This window comes from Pseudomonas sp. NPDC086251 (assembly GCF_044746405.1).
In the GTDB taxonomy this organism is placed as follows: domain Bacteria; phylum Pseudomonadota; class Gammaproteobacteria; order Pseudomonadales; family Pseudomonadaceae; genus Aquipseudomonas.
This window is the reverse complement of sequence record NZ_JBIVBY010000016.1, coordinates 26,445-47,986: the sequence shown is the minus strand read 5'-3', so window position 1 is coordinate 47,986 and position 21,542 is coordinate 26,445. Positions and strand designations below refer to the sequence as shown.

Sequence of the window (21,542 nt, the reverse complement as noted above, 5' to 3'; positions counted from 1 at the left end):
AATCTGATGGCCTCTTCGCGGGCAAGCCTCGCTCCTACAGGGATTGGTTAGAGCTGGTCGAAATCCAGTACGACCTTGTCGCTGATCGGGAACGCCTGGCACGACAGCACATAGCCGGCGGCCACTTCGTAGTCTTCCAGGGCGTGGTTGCTGTCCATGTCCACTTCGCCTTCGATGACCTTGCATTTGCAGGTCGAGCACACGCCGGCCTTGCACGAGTAGGGCAGTTCGGCGCCTTGCGCATTGCCGGCATCGAGGATGCTCTGGGTGTTACGCGGCAGGTCGAAGGCCAGGGCGCGGCCGTCGCTGATCACGGTGATCTGGCTGACGGCGGCATCCACCTGGCGAGCGGCCTCACGGGCTTGGCGTTTTTGCGGGCTGCCGGCCGCAGCAAACAGTTCGAAGTGGATGCGCTCTGCCGGCATGCCTTTGGCTTTCAGGCTGTCGCAAACGGTTTCGGTCATCTCCTGCGGGCCGCAGATGAACGCGGCGTCAAGGGCTTTGACGTCGAGCCAGCGACTGAACAATTGTTCGCACTTCTCGGCGTTGATCCGCCCGTTGTACAGGTCGACATCCTGCTGCTCGCGGCTGAACACGAAGATCAGGTTCAAGCGCTGCAAGTAGCGGTTTTTCAAGTCTTCGAGTTGTTCGCGGAACAACGCGCCGGAGCTTGAGCGGTTGCCATACAGCAGCGTGACGCGGCTGTGCGGTTCGGTTTGCAGGGTGGTCTTGATGATCGACAGGATCGGCGTGATGCCGCTGCCCGCTGCGACCGCCAGGTAGTTGCCATGGCGAGTCGGGTCGAGTTCGACATGAAAATGCCCGGCCGGCGGCATCACTTCCAGGCTGTGCCCGGCCTTCAGCTGTTCGTTGGCAAACGCGGAAAAACGCCCGCCGACCACGCGCTTGATGGCGATGCGCAGTTCACCGTCATTGACCCCGGTGCAGATCGAATACGAGCGGCGCACTTCTTCGCCGTCCATCTGCGTGCGCATCACCAGGTGCTGGCCCTGGGTGAAGTGAAAACTGTCTTGCAGGTGCTGCGGAATCTCGAAGGCGATGGACACCGCGTCACGGGTCTCGGGGCGCACGTCCTTGATGGTCAGGCTGTGAAATTTACTCATTTTTATTCTCCAGCTGGGACGGCCGATCGCCGCTCAGATGCACTTGAAATAGTCGAACGGTTCCCGGCAATCGACGCAGCGGTACAACGCCTTGCAGGCGGTGGAGCCGAACTCGCTGAGCACTTCGGTGTGCGTGCTGCCGCATTGCGGGCAGGCGATCACCGGGCTTTCGCCGAGCAGGCTGCGTTTGCTGGTGCTGCCGTCGGGCGGTGCGATACCATAGGCGCGCAGGCGTTCGCGGCCCCTGTCGGTGATCCAGTCGGTGGTCCAGGCTGGGGTCAATTTGCGCTCCAGTTGCGGCGCCCTGAACCCGGCGAGTTCCAGCGCGTCGCGGATATCGCTTTCGATCACTTCGGTGGCGGGGCAACCGGAGTAGGTCGGCGTGACCACCACGTGCAAGTGCCCGGCCTGCCAGTCGAGATCGCGAACGATGCCGAGGTCGACCACGCTGACCACCGGCACTTCCGGGTCCATGACCTGCGCCAGGGTCGCCCACGCGGCGGCCAGGTCGGTCGGTTGTGCCGGCCGTGCGCCCTGGTCGCTGGCGATCAACTCACCAGGTTGCATCGGGGTACGCTCGGGGCAGGAATTGCATCTCGGCCAGCAAAATACCCAAGTGTTCGGTGTGCAGGCCCTTGCGTGCATTCAGGTAGAAATAGCTTGGCGCGGCGGGCACGGGTAGCGTTGCGCTGGCGAAAATATCGCTGACCTTGGCTTGCCAGGCTGCGGCGACTTGCGCGGTATCCGGGGTGATGCCGGCCTCGCACAGGCGTTGTTCGCTGTCGTCGGCGCTGGTCAGTTCGACGGTGAAACGCCAGACCTCGGGGATGGCCGCGAGCATGCGTTTGTGGCTTTCCTCGGTGCCGTCACCCAGGCGCTCGACCCACTCACCGGAGCGGCGCAGGTGATAGGTGACTTCCTTTACTGCCTTGGCGGCAATCCCGGCAATGCGTTCATCGCTGGACTGGCTCAGGCCGCTGAGCACTTGCAGGTGCCAGGCGTCGTAGAGGAATTGCTTGAGAAGGGTCACCGCGTAATCGCCGTTGGGTTGTTCTACCAGCAGCAAGTTGCGATAGGCGCGCTCATCGCGGCGGAACGCCAGGTGATCAGCGTCGCGACCGTCGTCCAGCAGTTCAGCGGCGTAGTCCAGCCAGTTGCGCGCCTGGCCGACGAGGTCGAGGCCGACGTTCATCAGCGCCAGTTCTTCTTCCAGCGCCGGGGCCTTGCCGCACCATTGGCACAGGCGCTGGCCCTGGATCAGGGCGCTGTCGCCGAGGCGCAGCAGGTATTCGATCAGATCAGTCTTAGTGTTCATGGTCGACCTCACATGTGCCCGACTTCGGCCGGCAGTTCGTAGAAGCTGGCGTGGCGATAAACCTTGTCGTCCGCCGGGTCGAACAGCGGGTCTTTTTCATCCGGGGAGGAGGCAGTGATCAGAGCCGAAGGCACCACCCACAGGCTCACGCCTTCGCTGCGGCGGGTGTACAACTCGCGCGCGTTCTCGATGGCCATGGTGGTGTCGGCGGCATGCACGCTGCCGACATGCTTGTGGTTGAGGCCGTGCTTGCTGCGCACGAAGACTTCAAAAAGGGTCCATTCAGACATTGCAGTGACTCCACATCAGGTGGCCGATCAGGCGGCGTTCTTGTTCTGTTTTTTACGCGCGTGGGCGACCGCGGCTTCGCGGACCCAGGCACCGTCTTCAATGGCTTTGCGGCGGGTGGCCACACGTTCCTGGTTGCACGGACCGTTGCCCTTGAGCACTTCGTAGAATTCGCTCCACTGGATTTCGCCGAAGTCGTAGTGACCGCGTTCGGCGTTCCACTTCAGGTCCGGGTCGGGGCAGGTGCAGCCCAGCAACTCCAGTTGCGGGATGGTCTGGTCGATGAAGCGCTGGCGCAGTTCGTCATTGCTCTGGCGCTTGATTTTCCAGGCCATGGATTGGGCGCTGTTCGGCGAGTGTTCATCGCTCGGGCCGAACATCATCAGCGACGGCCACCACAGGCGGTTGATCGCGTCCTGGACCATGTCTTTTTGCGCCTGATTGCCGTGACGCATCATGGTCAGGAGGATTTCGTAGCCCTGGCGCTGGTGGAAACTTTCTTCCTTGCAGATCCGCACCATGGCCCGGGAGTAGGGGCCATAAGACGTGCGCTGCAGCACCACCTGATTGACGATCGCCGCACCGTCCACCAGCCAGCCCACCGCGCCCATGTCGGCCCAGTTCAACGTCGGGTAATTGAAAATGCTCGAGTACTTGGCCTTGCCGCTGTGCAGCTTGGCGATTTCTTCGTCGCGGTCGGCACCGAGGGTTTCCATGGCGCTGTACAGGTACAGGCCGTGGCCGGCTTCGTCCTGAATCTTCGCCATCAATTGCAGTTTGCGTTTGAGCGACGGCGCACGGGTGACCCAGTTGCCTTCGGGCAGCATGCCGACGATTTCCGAGTGGGCGTGCTGGGAGATCTGCCGGATCAGGGTTTGGCGATAGGCATCAGGCATCCAGTTTTTGGCTTCGATCTTGATTTCTGAATCGATTTTTTCCTGGAAGGCGCGTTCCTGCTCGGACATCTCCGAGAGGTCTTTGATGCGCTTTACGCCGGTTTCTACGAGCTGTGCGTACATGGGGGTCTCCCGCCTTGAATCTTGTCGAGGGCATGGAGAACTTTATAAGCGATACAGAATTTAATATCAAACACAAAATGACGTGTCGTATTTGTTTTTTGTATCGCTTTGGATGGAAGGCAGTGTCTGGAGGAGGTAGATCGGTGTGTGTATCCGTTTCTACACAGCGATGTATCCCATTCCCTGTGGGAGCCAGCCTGCTGGCGAAAAATGCCCGGATACCGCGATCATTCAGGCAGGGCACGTCATCGTTGACGTCCATCGCCAGCAGGCTGGCTCCCACAGGGATCGGGTTCGGCTTGAAAATCGGTAAGTCCAGGCAAAAAAAAGCCCCGCAAAAGCGGGGCCACAAGGGGTGCAGCAGTCATGCTTTAGGGCGTTTATCCAATACGTGGCAAGCCTTGCCTTCCGAGCGTTTGATCGAATGGAACGGCTGCAAGACGATCCGCGAGCTGATCCCGATGTACGTCTTGATGTGTTTGCTCAATTCCCCACAAACAGCCTTCTGCTGTTCATCGTTCAGGTGCTGGTGCTCAGCCTTCAACTCCACATGCACATCCACACTGTCCAGGTTCCCATTGCGATACAGATGAATCTCATAACACTCTGAAAGCTGTTTGATTTTTAGCACCTGCTCCTCAATCTGCGTCGGAAACACATTGACCCCGCGAATGATCAGCATGTCATCGCTGCGCCCGGTGATCTTGTCGATCCGCCGCATCGGCCGCGCAGTCCCCGGCAGCAACCGCGTCAGGTCACGGGTGCGATAGCGAATCATCGGCAACGCTTCTTTGCTCAGTGAGGTGAACACCAGTTCACCCATCTGCCCGTCCGGCAGCACTTCGCCGGTGACCGGGTCAATGATTTCCGGATAGAAGTGATCTTCCCAAATCGTCGGCCCGTCCTTGGTTTCCGCGCATTCCATGGCGACACCCGGCCCCATGATTTCCGAGAGGCCATAGATGTCCAGCGCAGTAATGCCCAAACGATTCTCGATGGCGCTGCGCAGTTCAGCGGTCCACGGCTCGGCGCCAAAGATGCCCAAACGCAGGGCCAGCTTGTGTGGATCAATGCCCTGGCGCTCGATTTCATCGGCGATGTTGAGCATGTACGACGGCGTGACCATGATGATGTCCGGCTGGAAATCCCGGATCAGCTGAACTTGTTTTTCAGTCTGGCCGCCAGACATCGGAATCACCGTGCACCCCAGGCGTTCGGCACCGTAGTGCGCGCCGAGTCCACCGGTGAACAGGCCGTAGCCATAGGAAATATGCACCTTGTCGCCACGCCGCCCGCCCGCCGCGCGGATCGAACGCGCGACCACGTTGGCCCAGGTGTCGATGTCGTTCTGGGTATAGCCGACGACGGTCGGTTTGCCGGTGGTGCCGCTGGACGCGTGCAGGCGCACCACGTCATGCATCGGCACGGCAAACATGCCGTAAGGGTAGTTGTCGCGCAGGTCGGATTTGGTGGTGAAGGGAAACTTCGCCAGGTCTTCCAGGCACTTGATGTCATCCGGGTGCACGCCCAGCGCATCGAAGCGTTGACGGTACAGCGGCACGTTGTTGTAGGCGTGGTTCAGGCTCCAGCGCAGGCGTTCCAGCTGGTGCTGACGGAGTTCGTCGATGCTGGCGGTTTCCAGCGGGTCCAGCACGGGATCAAGCACGGCGTTGGCAATTGGCATGTTCATAACTTCACTCGAATTATTTTTGTGTTCCAGCCCTTTTGCACAAGGGCTTTGAGTGCATGCCCCAAGGATACCTCTCGGCTCCTCGGGAATCGCGGTTCTTTAGTCGCAAAGGCGCTCGATGATCAGCGCGATGCCCTGGCCGACGCCGATGCACATGGTGCACAAGGCGTAGCGACCCTGACGTTCTTCCAGTTCATGCAGGGCGGTGGTCACCAGCCGTGCGCCGCTCATGCCCAGCGGGTGACCGAGGGCAATCGCGCCGCCGTTGGGGTTGACCCGCGCATCGGTGTCGCTCAAGCCGAGTTCGCGCAACACCGCCAAACCTTGCGCGGCAAAGGCTTCGTTGAGTTCGATCACGTCCATGTCGGCCAGGCTCAGGTTGGCCAACTCCAGCACCTTGCGCGTCGCCGGCACCGGGCCGATGCCCATGATCCGTGGTTCGACGCCTGCGGTCGCCATGGCGACGACCCGGCCACGGGCCTTCAGGCCATAGCGTTTGGCGACTTCCGGGCTCGCCAGCAGCAGCGCGCAAGCGCCGTCATTGACCCCGGACGCATTGCCGGCGGTGATGCTGCCGCCTTCGCGAAACGGCGTGCCGAGCTTTTGCAATTGCTCCAGCGTGGTGTCGCCGCGTGGGTGCTCGTCTTGCTCGACGACTTTGGCCGGGCCTTTGCGCTGGGGAATTTCCACCGCGACGATTTCCTTGGCCAACCGCCCGCTGGCCTGGGCCGCACCGGCGCGTTGCTGACTGCGCAGGGCAAAGGCGTCCTGGTCGGCGCGGGAGATGTTGAACTGCTCGGCGACGTTCTCGGCAGTCTCCGGCATCGAGTCAATGCCGTAGGCTTTTTTCATCAGCGGATTGACAAAGCGCCAGCCGATCGTGGTGTCGTAGAGCTGCGCGTCGCGGGAAAACGCTTGCTCGGCCTTGCCCATCACCAGCGGTGCGCGGGACATCGATTCGACGCCGCCGACCAGCATCAGCCCGGCCTCGCCGCAGCGAATCGCCCGTGCCGCCGTGCCGATCGCATCCAGCCCGGAACCACACAACCGGTTGAGCGTGGTGCCGGGCACGCTGACCGGCAACCCGGCCAGCAGTGCGGACATGCGCGCGACGTTGCGGTTGTCTTCGCCGGCCTGGTTGGCGCAGCCGTAGATCACGTCATCCACGGCATTCCAGTCGACCTGTGGGTGACGGCGCAGCAGTTCACGCAGCGGCACCGCGCCGAGGTCGTCGGCGCGCACGCTGCTCAAGGCTCCGGCGTAGCGGCCGATCGGGGTCCGCACCGCGTCGATGATCAAGGCGTCATTCATTCGGGTTCTCCTGCGTCAGCACAGCGCCGCGCACTTTGTAGGATTTGCCATGGAACAGGGCGATCAACTGGCCCTGCTGGTTTTCAATGCGTACGTCATAGTTGCCGGTGCGACCGGAACGGCTTTGCTCGGTGCAGTCGGCCGTCAAGGTGTCGCCCAGGCGGGCCGGAGCGATGTAGTCGATGCTGCAACCGATGGCCACCGTGGCCTCGTTGTAGCTGTTGCAGGCAAAGGCAAACGCCGAGTCTGCGAGGGCAAACAGGTAACCGCCGTGGCACGTGCCGTGGCCCTGAATCATCTCGGCGCGCACGTTCATGCCCACGCGGGCGCAGCCGGGCGCCGCCGAGAGCAGGCGCATGCCCATGGCCTGGCTGGCGGCGTCGCGCTTGAACATCGTTTGCGCGCAGGTGCTGGCCAGATTCATTGCTTCATGGTTTGTCATGGAATGTCCTTCCTTCAGCAACCCGACGGCGCAACAGCAGCGACGGTCGATAACGTTCTTCGCCGTAGCTGGCTTGCAGGTTTTCCAGCACGGTAAGGATCTGCGACAACCCGATGGCATCGGCCCAGGCCAGCGGGCCTTGGGGGTAATTGACCCCGGCGCGCATGGCCAGATCGATGTCGGCGGCCGAGGCCACGCCTTGCAGCAGGGCGTCGGCGGCTTCATTGGCGAGCATGGCAACGGTGCGCAACACGGCGAGGGCCGGGCTGTCGCTGAGCAGGCTGACAGTGAGGCCGGCCCGCTGAAGCAGGGCGACACCTTGTTCGAACGCGGATGGGTCAATGTCTGCCGAGCAACTGACGGCGATCCGACTGGCCTTGCCGTAGTCGAACGCCAGGTCCAGCAGGATCAAGTTGCGCAGGCCATCTTCGTTGGCCCGTTGACTGACCATGCGCCCGTCGCTCAACGCCAACACCGCATCGCCGACCCGCAGCAGGCCTTGGCCATCGCGCTGGATGATGTCGACGCCCTGTTCGCGCAAGCGTGGTATCAGGTTCTGCGCAATGCCCAAATCGCCTTCCACGACGCAGGTTTCAACGGCGCGTTCGCTGCTGATTGATGAGGGCTGGGCACGTGAGGCACCTTCGGCGTAGCGATAAAAGCCCTGACCGCTTTTGCGTCCCAGCCGCCCGGCGTCGACCAGCTCTTTCTGGATCAACGACGGCAGGAATCGGGTGTCGCCGTAGTAAGCGTCGAACACCGAACAGGTCACCGCATAGTTGACGTCATGCCCGATCAGATCGGTCAGTTCGAAAGCGCCCATGGCAAAACCACCGGCATCGCGCATCAGCGCATCGAGGGTCGGGCAATCGGCGGCGCCTTCCTGAAGCAGACGCAGGCTCTCTGCGTAGAACGGCCGGGCCACGCGGTTGACGATGAAGCCCGGCGTGGAGCGGGTGTGCACCGGTTTTTTGCCCCAGGTTTTGGCGGTGTCATATAGGCACTCGGCCAACGCTGGATTGCTGGCCAGGCCCGAGACGATTTCCACTAGCGCCATGACCGGCGCCGGGTTGAAGAAGTGCAGGCCGAGCAAACGTTGCGGATGATTCAGTTGCGCGGCGATGCTGGTAATCGACAGCGACGAGGTGTTACTGGCGAGAATAGTGTGCTCGCCGCAGATGCCTTCCAACTGGCGGAACAGGGCGCGTTTGACCTCGAGGTTCTCGACGATGGCTTCGATGATCAGTTCGCAATCGGCCAACATTTCGATGGCTTCCACCGTCTGCAGGCGGGCGATGGTTGCAGTGCGTGCTGCGGCCGAGAGCTTGCCGTTTTCGACGCGTTTGCCCAGTTGTCGGTCAATGCCATCGACCGCCTGTGCAGCCGCGCCGGGACGATTGTCCAGCAACAGCACCGGATGGCCGGCCTGTGCGGCGACCTGTGCAATGCCGGCGCCCATGGCCCCGGCGCCGATCACTGCGATGCGTGCGTGGGTGTTCAGTGCCGTCATGGCTCAGCGCCCCTTGAAGCTTGGGCTGCGTTTTTCCATGAAGGCGCTGACGCCTTCACGGTAATCCTCGCTGCGCCCGGCCAGGCGTTGCAGGTCTTTTTCCAGCTCAAGTTGCTCGTCGAAGGTGTTGCTCAGGCTGGCGTTGAGGCTGCGTTTGATCAGCGCCAGACCGTAAGTCGGTTGTGTGGCCAAATGACGGGCCAGCGTCAGGGCTTCAGTGCGCAGTTCCGCATCGTCCACGCAACGGTAGATCAGTCCCCATTGCTCGGCTTGCTCGGCACTCAAGCGATTACCGAGCAAGGCCAGCGCCTTGGCGCGGGCCATGCCGACCAGGCGCGGCAGCGTCCAAGTGCCGCCGGAATCAGGAATCAGGCCGATCTTGCAGAAGGCCTGAATGAAACTCGCCGAACGCGCCGCCAACACCAGGTCGCAGGCCAGCGGAATGTTGGCGCCGGCCCCGGCCGCCACGCCGTTCACCGCGCAGATCACCGGCAGCGGCAGGTCGCGCAATTGGCGGATCAGCGGGTTGTAGAACTTCTCGATGGATTCACCCAGGTCCGGCACGGCGCTGCCCGGCGCGACATTGCGGTCGCCGAGGTCTTGCCCGGCGCAGAAGCCGCGGCCTTCACCGGTCAGCAGCAGGACGCGTACGTCTGGATGCTGTCGGACCTGTTTCAACGCTTCCTTCACTTCGCCGTGCATCTGCGCGTTGAAGCTGTTCAGTTGGTCCGGACGATTGAGGCTGAGCAGGGCGACGCCGGCCTCGATGGAAAACAGGATGTGTTCGAAGTTCATGGTCATGGCGCTCTCTAAGAGGTCGTTCGAATTCGTTGGCGTTTCGGCCGCTATTCGCCGGTAAAGGTCGGCGTCCGCTTTTCCTGAAAGGCTCGAATGCCTTCGTCGCGGTCACGGGTGCCGGCCAGCACGGTGAAGGCATGGCGTTCGAAGCGCAGGCCGCTGGCCAGGTCGGTGTCCATGGCCTTGAGCAATGATTCCTTGGCCAAGCGCACGGCCAACGGTGCTTTGCCGGCAATGGTGCGGGCGATCTGCAAAGCACGATCGACGGTGAATTCCGGTTGCGTCACTTCACTGACCAGCCCAGCGCGTTGGGCTTGGCGGGCGTCAATCGGCTCGCCGGTCAGCACCATCTGCATGGCCATGGATTTGCCGACGGCGCGCAGCAGACGTTGAGTGCCACCGGCACCGGGCATTATCCCCAGGTTGATTTCCGGCTGACCGAAGCGGGCGTCTTCACCGGCAATGATGATGTCGGCGTGCATCGCCAACTCGCAGCCACCGCCGAGGGCAAAGCCATTGACGGCGGCAATCAGCGGTTTGTTGAAGCGGGTGAGGGTTTGCCATGACGCCTGGCGCGGGTCGTCGAGGATGCCGACCAGATTGCGTTCGGCCATTTCCTTGATGTCGGCGCCAGCTGCGAAGGCTTTGCGGCTGCCGGTCAGGACCACGGCGCGGGTGTCGGGGTCGGCTTGCGCAGCGTTCAGTTCATCCGCCAGTTCACCGAGCAATTCGGTGGTCAGCGCGTTCAGTGCTTGCGGGCGTTGCAGCGTAATCAGGCGAACGCCCGGCTCGAGGAACTCGACAGCAAGGGTTAGAGGCATGGCGGATGTCCTCACGGTGCACGCTCGGCGGTGATGCCGATTAATTATTGGATCGGCCAGGTGGGCCGGTTTTGCCTGAGTATACCTATAACGTGATACGCAAATACAATAGTAAAACTGATTTAATGTGTCTTATTGATCGGCGGTGTGTTTTGAGTGACTGGTTTTTTGGAGTCGCTTTTCAGCGATACACTCCCGGTTTTATTGACTTGTACGGCGAATCAAACGCCATCGCCGAGCGTTCTCGACAGCGCCGGATTAAGTGATACGGTTTTTTATCTTTGTGCTGATAAAAGTGATGTGATACAAATTGAATCAATATCGGCATCGCTTTGCGCAAAGAGGAACGTCCTATGACCTGCTACAGCCTCGATGGCTTGACCCCGGTGGTTGATCCCACTGCTTACGTGCATCCATCCGCCGTGCTGATCGGCGACGTGATCATCGGCCCGCATTGCTACGTCGGGCCGCTAGCGAGTTTGCGCGGGGACTTTGGCCGGATCGTGCTGGAAGAGGGCGCCAATCTGCAGGACACCTGCGTGATGCACGGTTTCCCGGACAGCGACACCGTGGTCGAGCGCAACGGCCATATCGGCCATGGCGCCGTGCTGCACGGCTGCCGGATCGGCGCCGATGCGCTGGTGGGCATGAATGCCGTGGTGATGGACAACGCGCGCATTGGCCCGCGTTCATTCGTCTCGGCGGCGGCCTTCGTCAAAGCCGGCTTCGAATGCCCGGAGCAGTCGCTGGTCATGGGCGCCCCGGCCAGCGTCAAGCGCACGCTCAGCGATGAAGAAGTGGCGTGGAAGCAGGCCGGCACCCGCGAATACCAGCAACTGGCCAAGCGTTGCCTTGAGCAGATGCAAGTCTGCGAACCGCTGAGCGAACCGGAAGCTGACCGACCACGCATCAGCGACACCGGCCTGCGACCCAAAGGCAGCACCGTATGAACGACGCATCCCCTGTAGCAGCTGCCGAAGGCTGCGTTCGAGCGCGAAGCGGTCGCCATCCAGACGACTCAATCAATCTGAATCACCGCATGCGCAGGTTTTACGACTGCTTCGCAGCCGAACGCAGCCTTCGGCAGCTGCTACACGGGTACGTGTGAGCGTTATGAAACCGGTATATTCCTTTCTTTTTTTCAGCTCGGTACGCCCATGTCGTCCCTGACACCGTTAAACCATCTGATCACCCGATTCCAGGAACAGACGCCGATCCGCGCCAGCTCCCTGATCATCACCCTGTACGGCGATGCCATCGAACCCCATGGCGGGACGGTCTGGCTGGGCAGCCTGATTCAATTGCTCGAGCCCATCGGCATCAACGAGCGGCTGATCCGCACCTCGATTTTCCGTCTGACCAAAGAAGGCTGGCTGACCGCCGAGAAAGTCGGGCGTCGCAGCTATTACAGCCTGACCGGGACCGGTCGCCGGCGTTTCGACAAGGCGTTCAAACGGGTCTACAACTCCACCGTGCCGGCGTGGGATGGTTCCTGGTGCCTGGTGATGCTGACGCAACTGACCCAGGACAAGCGCAAACAAGTGCGCGAAGAATTGGAATGGCAAGGTTTTGGTGCGATCTCGCCGGCCGTGCTGGCCTGTCCGCGCAGCGACCGTTCCGACCTCAATGCCACCTTGCTCGACCTTGGCGCCCAGGAAGAGACCATCGTCTTCGAGACCACCGCCCAGGACGTACTGGCCTCCAAGGCCCTGCGTTTGCAAGTGCGCGAGAGCTGGAACATCGAGGAGCTGGCGACCCATTACAGCGAATTCATTCAACTGTTCCGACCGCTCTGGCAAGCGCTTCGCGAGCAGGAGAACCTGGAGCCGGCCGACTGCTTCCTGGCACGCGTCCTGCTTATTCATGAGTACCGCAAATTGCTGCTGCGCGACCCGCAACTGCCGGACGAGTTGCTGCCCGGTGACTGGGAGGGCCGTGCCGCGCGCCAGTTGTGCCGCAACATTTATCGGTTGATCTACGCCAAAGCCGAGGAATGGTTGAACAGTGCACTGGAAACCGCCGATGGTCCGCTGCCGGACGTGGGCGAGAGTTTCTACCGGCGGTTTGGCGGGCTGAAATAGCCCGTCGTTGTCCAGGAGCGATGCGGTTACGGAGAACCTGAGGATTGGCGTAGACAATAAAAATAAGCCTGCGTGAGGCCCTACATGATTTCGTCAACTGCACAGCGCCATGATGGGTTTGATCAGTGGATCCATCAGATCAATCAGATCTGTGGCGCCTTCAATGCACAACCCCTCGGTGCAGAGTTCGCCGGGCGGATCCGCGAGCACCAGGACGGCGCGCTGAAACTCAGTTTTGTCGATGCCCGCCAGGCGCGGCTGTACCGCACGCCTCAGGAAGTCGCCGCCGGCGAGGGCGGTAAATACTTCGCGGTGTTCCAGCTCGACGGCACGGCCGGCATGGCCCAGGGCGACAACAAGGTTTTACTGTCGGCCGGGGACATCACGCTGATCGACGCTTCTCGCCCCAGCGACTTCACCTACAGCGAAAACTCGCGGCAGCTGTCGCTGATTCTGCCGTATCAGTTGGTCGAGCAAACCCTGCGCTTCAATCAGGTCAAATGCGGTCACCGGATTGCCGCGACATCGCCCATCGCAATGCTGTCCCACCGCTTGATCCTCGACGCCACTTCCCAGCAAAACCTCAGCCGCCAGGAAAGCGAAGCGACCCTGGAGGCGATTGTCAGCCTGCTGCGCCCGGCGATCAGTCAGACCGACGACGGCGGCGATGTGCATGAACGTTTCTTCCGCAAGACCTTGAGCTTTATCGATGAGCACATCCGCTCGGAGGAACTCTGCCCGGAATGGCTGGCGCGGGAAGTGGGCATGTCGACCCGTGGGTTGTATCGGATGTTTGCCAGGAAGGGGTTGGTGGTCGCGCGCTACATCAAGAACCGGCGTCTGGATTTGTGTGCGGAATCCTTGCGTCGCTCGGGCACAGAGCAGAAGTTGTCGGTGCTGGGGTATTCGTGGGGGTTTTCCGATTCGAGCTATTTTTCGACCGCGTTCAAATCGCGCTTCGGGATTGCGCCGGGGGAGTACCGCAAGAAGCACGCTTGAGCTGAGGATCAACAGATCGCAGCCTCGTTGCACTCGACAGCTCCTACAGGGGATCGCGTAATCCTGTAGGAGCTGTCGAGTGAAACGAGGCTGCGATCTCTTGATCTTTACCTTACTTCGGACTGTTAAGGTTCAACGTCGGCGTTTCATCGAAGAAATTCCACGGCTTCAACAGCACGTGCACCCACTCGGTCGGCATGATCGGCCACTCTTCGGCCCTTGCGATGTGCGTGGTGCCGGTAGTCAGCCAGACCACGTCGTCGGTGTTTTCGACGGACTGGTCATCGTGGGTGAACTGCCCGAGCCCCGAGTCTTTGTCCGAGCGGTTCGGGTACTTGCCTTCCGGGTACTTCTCATCTGGGTTGTAGCGCGTCACCCACAGTTGCTTGTCCATGAAACTCAAGCGGTGATAGAGCCATTCGTCCTTGCCGAAGTTGGCGCCCTTGGCCACCGGATGCGTACCGCCGGCATACGGAATCAGCTGATAGGACACCGGGTTGCCGACCTTGTTTTCCTTGCTGAAGTTGGTCAGCAGGCGCACGGTCGACGGGTCGAATTTCTGTACGGCCTGCTGTTCGGTGCTGACCACTGTGTTTTCAGTCTGCATGGTGCTGGTGCGCGGTCCGCCACGGTCGTTGGGCAGCACCACCGGGTTCACTTCGACCAGTGAGTTGTTCTCCCCATCGACATCCATGTCCAGACGGAAGTTGTAGATGTGCTGGTGGGTGGTGCCGACGATGTTGTGGTCGAGCAGGGTGCCGTAGCGCGTGTCTTCCTTGGCCGTGGCCTCGTGCATGGTTTTCGATTGCACGCCCTTGACCGCTTCGATCCCGGTGGCACCGGCGTCGATGCCGATCGTCCCGTTCTGCTGGAAGACCCAGTCGAAGATGTAGTCGTAGTTGCCGACGGTGCTGATCCAGCGCACCACCAATTCACGGCGCTCGGTGCTGAGGTTCAGCTGGCCCATCTCCTGGTGTTTGTATTCCGGGCCGGCGTAGCGCTCGAACACGGCCATGGCGCGTGGGATCGACGTCGGGGCGCCGGTGTAGTCGGCAATCGTGGCGTCCAGCAGCACGGCGTTTTCCGGGGCGTCTTTGCTGCGGGCGATGGGCGAGGTCAACGTGCCCATGCCGTAATCGCCGGAATCAAGGTAAGCCTTGAAATACCAGCCGCCGTCGGGATCGCCGTACGGCACGATCATCCCGCCCAGCGAGCCTTCGTACATGATTTTGCGTTTCTTGCCCTTGTCGTCATAAGTGACTGTCGACAGGATCGGCCCGACCCGCGAATCGAGGCGAACGTGGAAGTCCCAGTTCTGCCAATGAATGCTGTTGCCGGTGATGGTGTAGTTTTTCCCCTCGGGCTCGATGATCTCCAGCGGCTTGACCTGTGTGCCTTTGCGCCCACGCCCGTCATACGGCGTCGGCTTCATCGGCACCGGAATGACCGCGCCGTCTTCGATCTTGATCAGTTTCTTTTGCTCAAGGTCGACAATCGCCACCAGGCCCTCGATCGGATGGCTCCAGTAATTGCCGTCGCCGGTGTTGAGGTAACTGACGATTTTCAGCAGGCGTTTATCCTGCGCCAGACCGTCCTTGCCGTCGAAGTAACCGACCGTCAACGGCGTGGCCACGACTTTCTTCACATCGGTGATGCCACGCTTGGCCAGCGCCTCGGCGTATTCGGGGCTGGCCTCGATGGCCGACTGCACGGTGGCGAAGTCGTCGAGCAAGACCATGCCGTGGGCGCCCTCGACCGGTTTCCACGATGTGAGGGTCTTGCTGTCGAGGTCGACCAGCGCCTCGATCACGTGCTTGCCATCGAGCACCACGATGTTCGCCTGGCGCGGCTGGGTGACGTTCTGGCCGGTGTAGACGAAGTTCCAGACCTGGTCCTTCGGTGGCTCATTGACGGAGACTTCGGTGAAGCGGAAACCGGGCTTGTAGTGGTCGGACTGCTTGACGATGTTCACCGCTGCGGTGATTTCGTCCGCGCTCAGCGGGTTGAGCGGGTTAGGGCGGGTCTCAACCACGTAGGTTTTGTCCAGGCCGGACTGGAACACCTGGTTGATGAAGTCCTTGGACATGAACGCGGTGTTGTTCTTGAACACCACCGGCACGCTCAGCTCCATCCGCTTGCCGTTCAGCACGGCGACTTTGCTGTCCGGCTTGACCTTGAGGTAAACCCCGTCCTTGGCAATGGTGAACAGGTTGGAATAGTCATCCCATTTGACCGTCGCCCCGAACTCTTCAAGGGTCGATTGCAAGGGCACCATCTCGGCATGACCGCCGTGGGCATGGGCACTGGACATCCAGCAAGGCAAGCCGAGAGTGCCCAAGGTGATGGCCAGCGCGAGTCGAGCCAGGGGTCTTCTTTTAAACATGAACATTGGCAATTCCTTGGGTAAAACCGGTGACAGGCATTGCTGCACTTTGCTACAGCCTGTGGATCGCTTCTTTTGGATCCCTGCCAGAATCCTTTGGCTCTGTGCCTAAATCAACTTTTCCCTCGCCGGCCCCTCCGGCGCAAACGTGTGGCACCGGTCTGGAATCCGTTGCTTCCAGTTAATAGGAAGCATTACTATTCACGCCCCGTCTCCACAGCACACTGCAATGACCCCCAAGTTGCCCCGCAGACACGGCTTTTTCGAGCATTACGAAGAGTTGGTTGGCACCTGGACCCGTCGCCTGAGAAATCGTCAGCAGGCCGAGGATCTGGCCCACGACACCTTCGTGCGGGTGCTTGAGTCCGATTCGGCGGCGGTGGAGCAACCCCGGGCCTATTTGCATCAGACCGCCCGCAATATCGCGGTGGATGGTTATCGGCGTGAGGATCGGCGGGGCGCCATGGAGTCGGAGGCGATCGATCACAGTGCGTCGTCGTCCGGCGACCCGGAGCATTTCATGCATGCGATCCAGTTGGCTGATTCCATCGAACGGGCGCTCACCGAGCTGCCAGTCAACTGCCGCAAGGTGTTTGTCTGGCAGAAAATCGAAGGCCTGACCCAGGCCGAAATCGCCGAACGCCTGGGACTGTCCAAGAACATGGTGGAAAAGTATATGATCCGCACGCTGCGGCATTTGCGCGATCGTCTGGACGGATTGCAATCATGATCGGCCGCGCCTTCTCACCCCCAGCCAAACAGGAACTTCCATGATGGATACTCGTGATTGTGCGTGCGGGCAAACAAGGGTTCGCGACGATGCGGCGCGCTGGTTTGTGCGTTTGCAGGAACCGGCGGTGGAGGTCGAAGACTATCGACGCTTCGAAGCCTGGCTGGCCGAACACCCTCAGCATCGTGACGAATTTCAGTTGCTCCAGGGCTTGTGGACGGCGGCCGATCTGCTGCCAGCCGCGCGACTGAAAGCCTTGTGCGAAACTTCGCCGGCCCGCAGTAAGCGGCGCCCGCTGGTGCGTTATGCGGTGGCCGCCAGTGTGTTGGCGGTGGCGCTCGGGTTGGGGCTGTTCAGCGGCTTGAATCACTCGTCGACGTACACCGCCGAATTCGCCACCGCGTTGGGCGAGCGTCGCCATGTGGCGTTGCCGGATGGCTCGGTGATCGACCTCAACAGCCGCAGCCGGGTGCAGGTGCGCTTTGAAAAAAATCGCCGGGGCATCGAGTTGACGGAAGGCGAGGCGATGTTCAGCGTCGAGCATGACACCAGCCGGCCTTTCGTGGTCGAGGCGGGCAACGGTAAGGTCACGGTCACTGGCACCCGCTTCGATGTGCGCCGCGACAGCGCCCAGACCCGTGTCGCGGTGGAGCAGGGCACCGTGAAGGTCCAGCGTCTTGGCGCCGCCGACGGTGATTTCGTCAGCCTGACTGCCGGCCTCGGCTCGCACATCGATGCCCAAGGCAACGTGGCCGCCGCCTACGCGGTCAATCCGGCAGAACTGACGGCCTGGCGCAGCGGCAAACTGGTGTTCAACAACGCCAGCCTGGCCGAGGTCGCCGCTGAAGTCTCGCGCTACCGGGAAAAGCCACTCACGGTCGGCAACGACAGAGTGGGCAATCTGCGCCTGACCAGCGTGTTCAAATCCGACAACACCGACGCACTGCTCAAGGCCTTGCCGAGCATCCTGCCGGTGGCCGTGCGCACCCTCGATGACGGCAGTCAGGAAATAATTTCAAAATAGATTCAGGTTTTTTTCGAGTTGATCGTCTTCCTGTCCAACTGCAACTGGTTTGCATTAACAAGCGCACACTCTTGCGATCCACAGGACTCCGTTCGACGTGAAAAAATCCACCGCTAAAAACAACAAATCCCCTTGGTTGCGCCTCGCCCTGGCCCTGGCCGTCAGCTCGGCACTGCCCCAGGCATTCGCCGCCGACGCCATTCACATCCAGGCGCAGCCGTTGGGTCAGGCTTTGAGCCAGCTGGGTCAGCAAACCTCGTTGCAGGTTTTTTTCAGCCCTGAGCTGGTGGCCGGCAAACAGGCCCCGGCGGTGGACGGCAACCTCTCGCCGGAGGAAGCCCTGCGTCAGTTGCTGCAAGGCAGTGGTCTGCAGTATCAGATCGATCAAGGTTCGGTGACCCTGATGCCGGCGCCGACTTCGGCGTCGAATGGTCCGCTGGAGCTGGGCGTGACCGACATCAAAGTAGTCGGCGACTGGCTCGGTGATGCGAATGCCGCCGTGGTGCAGAACCACCCTGGCGCGCGGACCGTGATCCGCCGCGAAGCGATGGTCGAGCAGGGCGCGATGAACGTCGGCGACGTGCTCAAGCGTGTGCCTGGTGTGCAAGTGCAGGACGCCAACGGTACCGGTGGCAGCGATATTTCCTTGAACGTCGGCGTGCGCGGCCTGACGTCGCGTCTGTCGCCACGCTCCACCGTATTGATCGACGGCGTGCCGGCAGCCTTCGCCCCGTACGGCCAGCCGCAACTGTCGATGGCGCCGATTTCTTCCGGCAACCTCGACAGCATCGACGTGGTCCGTGGCGCCGGCTCCGTGCGTTATGGGCCACAAAACGTCGGCGGCGTGATCAACTTCGTGACCCGTGCGATCCCGGAAAAAGCCTCCGCTGAAATCGGTTCGACCCTGGAAACTTCCCAGCACGGCGGCTGGAAGCACATCGACACGGCATTTGTCGGCGGCACTGCGGACAACGGCATCGGCGTGGCGCTGTTGTACTCCGGCGTGAACGGCAACGGTTACCGTGAGCGCAACAACGGCAACGACATCGACGACGTGATCCTCAAGACTCACTGGGCACCCACCGATGTCGACGATTTCAGCCTCAATTTTCACTACTACGACGCCAGCGCCGACATGCCCGGCGGCCTGACCCAGGCGCAGTACGACGAAGACCCGTTCCAGTCCGACCGCAACAACGACAACTTCAGCGGTCGCCGCAAAGACGTGTCGTTCAAATGGGCCCGGCAGATCGACGACCGCACCCAGGCCGAAGTGCTGACCTACTATTCCGACAGCTTCCGTGGCAGCAACATCGCCGCCCGCGATCAGAAGACCCTCGGCTCGTTCCCGCGCACCTACTACACCTTCGGTATCGAGCCGCGCGTGTCGCACGTGTTCGATGTCGGCCCGACGACCCAGGAAGTCAGTGTCGGTTATCGCTACCTCAAGGAAGGCATGCACGAATCGGCCAGCCGCCTGGCACTGAACAGCAGCAACGAACCGGTGGTGCGTCCGGGTTCCGACGGGCATGTCTATCAGGACCGCACCGGCGGCACTGAAGCCAACTCGGTCTACGTCGACAACAAGATCGACGTCGGCAACTGGACCGTCACGCCGGGCATCCGTTTCGAACACATCAGCACCGACTGGCACGACCGCCCGGTGCTCGACACCGCTGGCAAGCCGGTGCCGGAAAAGAACCGCAGCATTGAAAGCAACGAGCCGCTGCCGGCCCTGAGCGTGATGTATCACATCTCCGATGCCTGGAAGCTGTTCGCCAACTACGAAACCTCGTTTGGCAGCCTGCAGTATTTCCAGCTCGGCCAGGGGGGCGACGGTGACAACACCGCCAATGGCCTGGAGCCGGAAAAGGCCAAGACCTACGAGGTCGGCACGCGCTACAACGATGATGTGTGGGGCGGTGAAGTGACGCTGTTCTACATCGACTTCGATAAAGAGCTGCAATACATCAGCAACGATGCGGGCTGGACCAACCTCGGCGCGACCACGCACCAGGGCATCGAGGCCTCGGTGCATTACGACATGGCGGCATTGGACCCACGCCTCGACGGCCTGACCGCCAACGCCGGTTTCACCTACACCCGCGCTGTTTATGAAGGCGAGATTCCGGGTTTCAAGGGCCGTGACTTGCCGTTCTACTCGCGCCAGGTGGCGACTGCCGGCCTGCGTTATGACATCAACCGCTGGACCTACAACATCGATGCCTTCGCCCAGTCCAAACAGCGCTCGCCGGGTGTTGCGGTGAATGCCGATGGCAGCTTCACCAACAACTACATCACCGAAGGCACCGCAGACGGCCAGTACGGCGACATTCCGGGCTACGTGACCTGGAACGTGCGTAGCGGCTATGACTTTGGTCCGCAGGTGTCGAACCTGAAAGTCGGGGCGGGGATCAAGAACGTCTTCGACAAGCAGTACTTCACCCGCTCCAGCGACAACAACTCGGGCATGTACGTCGGCGCACCGCGCACGTTCTTCGTGCAGGCCAGCGTCGGGTTCTGATAGACCAAGTCACGCTCCCACAGTGGATTTGCGACGCTCACAAATCCCTGTAGGAGCGAGGCTTGCCCGCGAAGAGGCCGGCCCCTTCGACAGGGTTATTGCCTGACACACCGCCTTCGCGAGCAGGCTCGCTCCCACAATGGATTTTCGGCACTCACAAATCCCTGTAGGAGCGAGGCTTGCCCGCGAAGAGGCCGGCCCATTCGACAGGGTTATTGCCTGACACACCGCCTTCGCGGGCAAGCCTCGCTCCTACAACACCTTCCCGCCAATGGCCACCGCCACCAGCAACAACGCCATCAACGCGAAGGCAAAACTCAAGCTGCTGGCGTGCGCAATAAAGCCGATCACCGCAGGCCCCGCCAGAATTCCCGCATAACCCAGGGTGGTAATGGCCGGCACGGCGATGCTCTGCGGCATGACGGTCTGCTTGCCCACCGCGGTGTACAGCACCGGCACGATGTTCGAGCAGCCAGCCCCGAGCAATGCATAACCCACCAGCGCCGCTTCCCAGCTCGGTGCGAATGTCGCCAGAAACAGACCGGCCGCCGCCGTCAGCCCGCCGAACACAATCACTTTGGTGGCGCCTAACCGCCGCACGATCGAATCACCGGTCAACCGCCCGACCGTCATGGTCAGCGCGAACGCCGCATAACCCAGCCCCGCATACGCCGTGGCGATCCCGCGCTCCTGTGTCAGGAACACCGCGCTCCAGTCGAGCGCCGCGCCTTCGGCCAGGAACACGATGAAACACATCCCGCCGATGAACAGCACAATGCCGTGGGGAACGGCAAACGCCGGGCCCGAACGTTCGCTGCCATACGGCAGCAGGTGTGGCGCAGCCTTAAACAGCGCGATCAGCAGGACAGCATTCACCACCAGCATCGCCCCCAGCGGTGAAACCTCCAAACCGAGCAAGGCGCTGACACCGGCGGCACCGACGATCCCGCCGAGGCTGAACATCCCGTGGAAACCCGACATCATGGTTTTGCCGCTGGCCCGCTCGACGATCACCGCTTGCAGGTTCACCGTCGAATCCACCGTGCCGAGGCCGGCGCCAAACAGGAACAGCGCCACGATCAGCGCCGGAACCGAAGACACCGTCGCCAGCAACGGCAGGGCCAGGCAGATCAGCAGCGTACCGGCGGTCGCTACCCGGCGACAGCCATAGCGCGTGGACAAAATCCCGGCCAACGGCATCGCCAGGATCGAGCCGACCCCCAGGCACAACAGCAACACACCGAGCGTCCCTTCATCCAGCCCGGCCCGCGCCTTGGCGTACGGCACCAGCGGCGCCCACGCGGCAATCCCGAAACCGGCAATAAAAAAGGCGATGCGCGTGGACATCTGTTCCAGGCGTCCAGGAACGACAGGGGGTGGGGTGCTGATGACCGTCATGAAAAATCCTTGGTGTTGCGGTGCACTGATGATCTGAAAGGCAACATCCTTGCATATCAGCCAGCCTATCGCGACCTTGAAGGGT

Annotated in this window: 19 protein-coding genes; 6 read left to right on the top strand and 13 right to left on the bottom strand. The window is 61.5% G+C overall.

Annotated features, from left to right (window positions below; translation table 11 throughout):
- Nucleotides 1-47: 47 nt before the first annotated feature.
- From paaE to paaF, 11 genes are all read right to left on the bottom strand, one after another.
- On the bottom strand, nucleotides 48-1,124 hold the full coding sequence (gene paaE, locus ACIPL2_RS19600; RefSeq protein WP_401358700.1) for a 1,2-phenylacetyl-CoA epoxidase subunit PaaE: 1,077 nt from the start codon (nucleotides 1,122-1,124) through the stop codon (nucleotides 48-50).
- A gap of 33 nt (nucleotides 1,125-1,157) precedes the next feature.
- Nucleotides 1,158-1,691, bottom strand: coding sequence for a 1,2-phenylacetyl-CoA epoxidase subunit PaaD (gene paaD, locus ACIPL2_RS19595; RefSeq protein ID WP_401358699.1), 534 nt, complete (start codon nucleotides 1,689-1,691; stop codon nucleotides 1,158-1,160).
- Nucleotides 1,678-2,439: a 1,2-phenylacetyl-CoA epoxidase subunit PaaC gene (gene paaC / locus ACIPL2_RS19590; protein ID WP_401358698.1), complete on the bottom strand. Its 762-nt coding sequence runs from the start codon at nucleotides 2,437-2,439 to the stop codon at nucleotides 1,678-1,680. Before paaC ends, paaD begins: the two co-directional genes overlap by 14 nt.
- 8 nt (nucleotides 2,440-2,447) lie before the next feature.
- The gene (gene paaB, locus ACIPL2_RS19585) at nucleotides 2,448-2,729 is read right to left on the bottom strand and encodes a 1,2-phenylacetyl-CoA epoxidase subunit PaaB (protein WP_003208899.1); all 282 of its coding nucleotides are present in this window, start codon (nucleotides 2,727-2,729) and stop codon (nucleotides 2,448-2,450) included.
- 27 nt (nucleotides 2,730-2,756) lie between these two features.
- Nucleotides 2,757-3,746, bottom strand: a complete 990-nt coding sequence (paaA, locus tag ACIPL2_RS19580) for a 1,2-phenylacetyl-CoA epoxidase subunit PaaA (protein ID WP_008032385.1) — start codon at nucleotides 3,744-3,746, stop codon at nucleotides 2,757-2,759.
- A 364-nt stretch (nucleotides 3,747-4,110) separates the two neighbouring features.
- Complete coding sequence (gene paaK, locus ACIPL2_RS19575; protein WP_401358697.1) at nucleotides 4,111-5,436, bottom strand: phenylacetate--CoA ligase PaaK; 1,326 nt, start codon at nucleotides 5,434-5,436, stop codon at nucleotides 4,111-4,113.
- A 99-nt stretch (nucleotides 5,437-5,535) separates the two neighbouring features.
- A complete protein-coding gene (gene pcaF / locus ACIPL2_RS19570; RefSeq protein WP_401358696.1) occupies nucleotides 5,536-6,747 on the bottom strand; it encodes a 3-oxoadipyl-CoA thiolase in 1,212 nt (403 codons plus the stop codon).
- On the bottom strand, nucleotides 6,740-7,189 hold the full coding sequence (gene paaI, locus ACIPL2_RS19565; RefSeq protein WP_401358694.1) for a hydroxyphenylacetyl-CoA thioesterase PaaI: 450 nt from the start codon (nucleotides 7,187-7,189) through the stop codon (nucleotides 6,740-6,742). Before paaI ends, pcaF begins: the two co-directional genes overlap by 8 nt.
- On the bottom strand, nucleotides 7,176-8,699 hold the full coding sequence (gene paaH / locus ACIPL2_RS19560) for a 3-hydroxyacyl-CoA dehydrogenase PaaH (RefSeq protein WP_401358692.1): 1,524 nt from the start codon (nucleotides 8,697-8,699) through the stop codon (nucleotides 7,176-7,178). The genes paaI and paaH overlap by 14 nt, the downstream gene beginning before the upstream one ends.
- 3 nt (nucleotides 8,700-8,702) lie before the next feature.
- Nucleotides 8,703-9,494, bottom strand: coding sequence for a 2-(1,2-epoxy-1,2-dihydrophenyl)acetyl-CoA isomerase PaaG (paaG, locus tag ACIPL2_RS19555; RefSeq protein WP_401358813.1), 792 nt, complete (start codon nucleotides 9,492-9,494; stop codon nucleotides 8,703-8,705).
- A 50-nt stretch (nucleotides 9,495-9,544) separates the two neighbouring features.
- Nucleotides 9,545-10,318, bottom strand: coding sequence for a 2,3-dehydroadipyl-CoA hydratase PaaF (paaF, locus tag ACIPL2_RS19550; RefSeq protein ID WP_401358690.1), 774 nt, complete (start codon nucleotides 10,316-10,318; stop codon nucleotides 9,545-9,547).
- A 353-nt stretch (nucleotides 10,319-10,671) separates the two neighbouring features.
- On the opposite strand from paaF, the gene paaY reads away from it, so the two are divergent.
- The 3 genes from paaY (at nucleotide 10,672) to feaR (ending at nucleotide 13,398) form a co-directional block, all read left to right on the top strand.
- Nucleotides 10,672-11,268, top strand: a complete 597-nt coding sequence (gene paaY / locus ACIPL2_RS19545; protein ID WP_401358688.1) for a phenylacetic acid degradation protein PaaY — start codon at nucleotides 10,672-10,674, stop codon at nucleotides 11,266-11,268.
- A 207-nt stretch (nucleotides 11,269-11,475) separates the two neighbouring features.
- Entirely contained in the window at nucleotides 11,476-12,399 is a 924-nt protein-coding gene (gene paaX / locus ACIPL2_RS19540) for a phenylacetic acid degradation operon negative regulatory protein PaaX (protein WP_401358687.1), read from the top strand.
- A gap of 84 nt (nucleotides 12,400-12,483) precedes the next feature.
- Nucleotides 12,484-13,398, top strand: coding sequence for a transcriptional regulator FeaR (gene feaR / locus ACIPL2_RS19535; RefSeq protein WP_401358685.1), 915 nt, complete (start codon nucleotides 12,484-12,486; stop codon nucleotides 13,396-13,398).
- Nucleotides 13,399-13,510: 112 nt separating this feature from the next.
- On the opposite strand, the gene tynA is transcribed toward feaR, so the two are convergent.
- On the bottom strand, nucleotides 13,511-15,787 hold the full coding sequence (gene tynA / locus ACIPL2_RS19530) for a primary-amine oxidase (RefSeq protein WP_401358684.1): 2,277 nt from the start codon (nucleotides 15,785-15,787) through the stop codon (nucleotides 13,511-13,513).
- 223 nt (nucleotides 15,788-16,010) lie between these two features.
- Here tynA and ACIPL2_RS19525 point away from each other — a divergent pair, with 223 nt between their 5' ends.
- The 3 genes from ACIPL2_RS19525 (at nucleotide 16,011) to ACIPL2_RS19515 (ending at nucleotide 20,059) form a co-directional block, all read left to right on the top strand.
- Entirely contained in the window at nucleotides 16,011-16,511 is a 501-nt protein-coding gene (locus ACIPL2_RS19525; protein WP_401358683.1) for a sigma-70 family RNA polymerase sigma factor, read from the top strand.
- Nucleotides 16,512-16,551: 40 nt separating this feature from the next.
- Entirely contained in the window at nucleotides 16,552-17,535 is a 984-nt protein-coding gene (locus tag ACIPL2_RS19520) for a FecR family protein (RefSeq protein WP_401358682.1), read from the top strand.
- A gap of 97 nt (nucleotides 17,536-17,632) precedes the next feature.
- Nucleotides 17,633-20,059, top strand: coding sequence for a TonB-dependent siderophore receptor (locus ACIPL2_RS19515; RefSeq protein ID WP_401358680.1), 2,427 nt, complete (start codon nucleotides 17,633-17,635; stop codon nucleotides 20,057-20,059).
- Between the two features lie 252 nt (nucleotides 20,060-20,311).
- Here the strand turns inward: ACIPL2_RS19515 and ACIPL2_RS19510 are convergent, their stop codons facing one another.
- On the bottom strand, nucleotides 20,312-21,457 hold the full coding sequence (locus ACIPL2_RS19510) for an MFS transporter (protein ID WP_401358678.1): 1,146 nt from the start codon (nucleotides 21,455-21,457) through the stop codon (nucleotides 20,312-20,314).
- Nucleotides 21,458-21,542 lie beyond the last annotated feature (85 nt).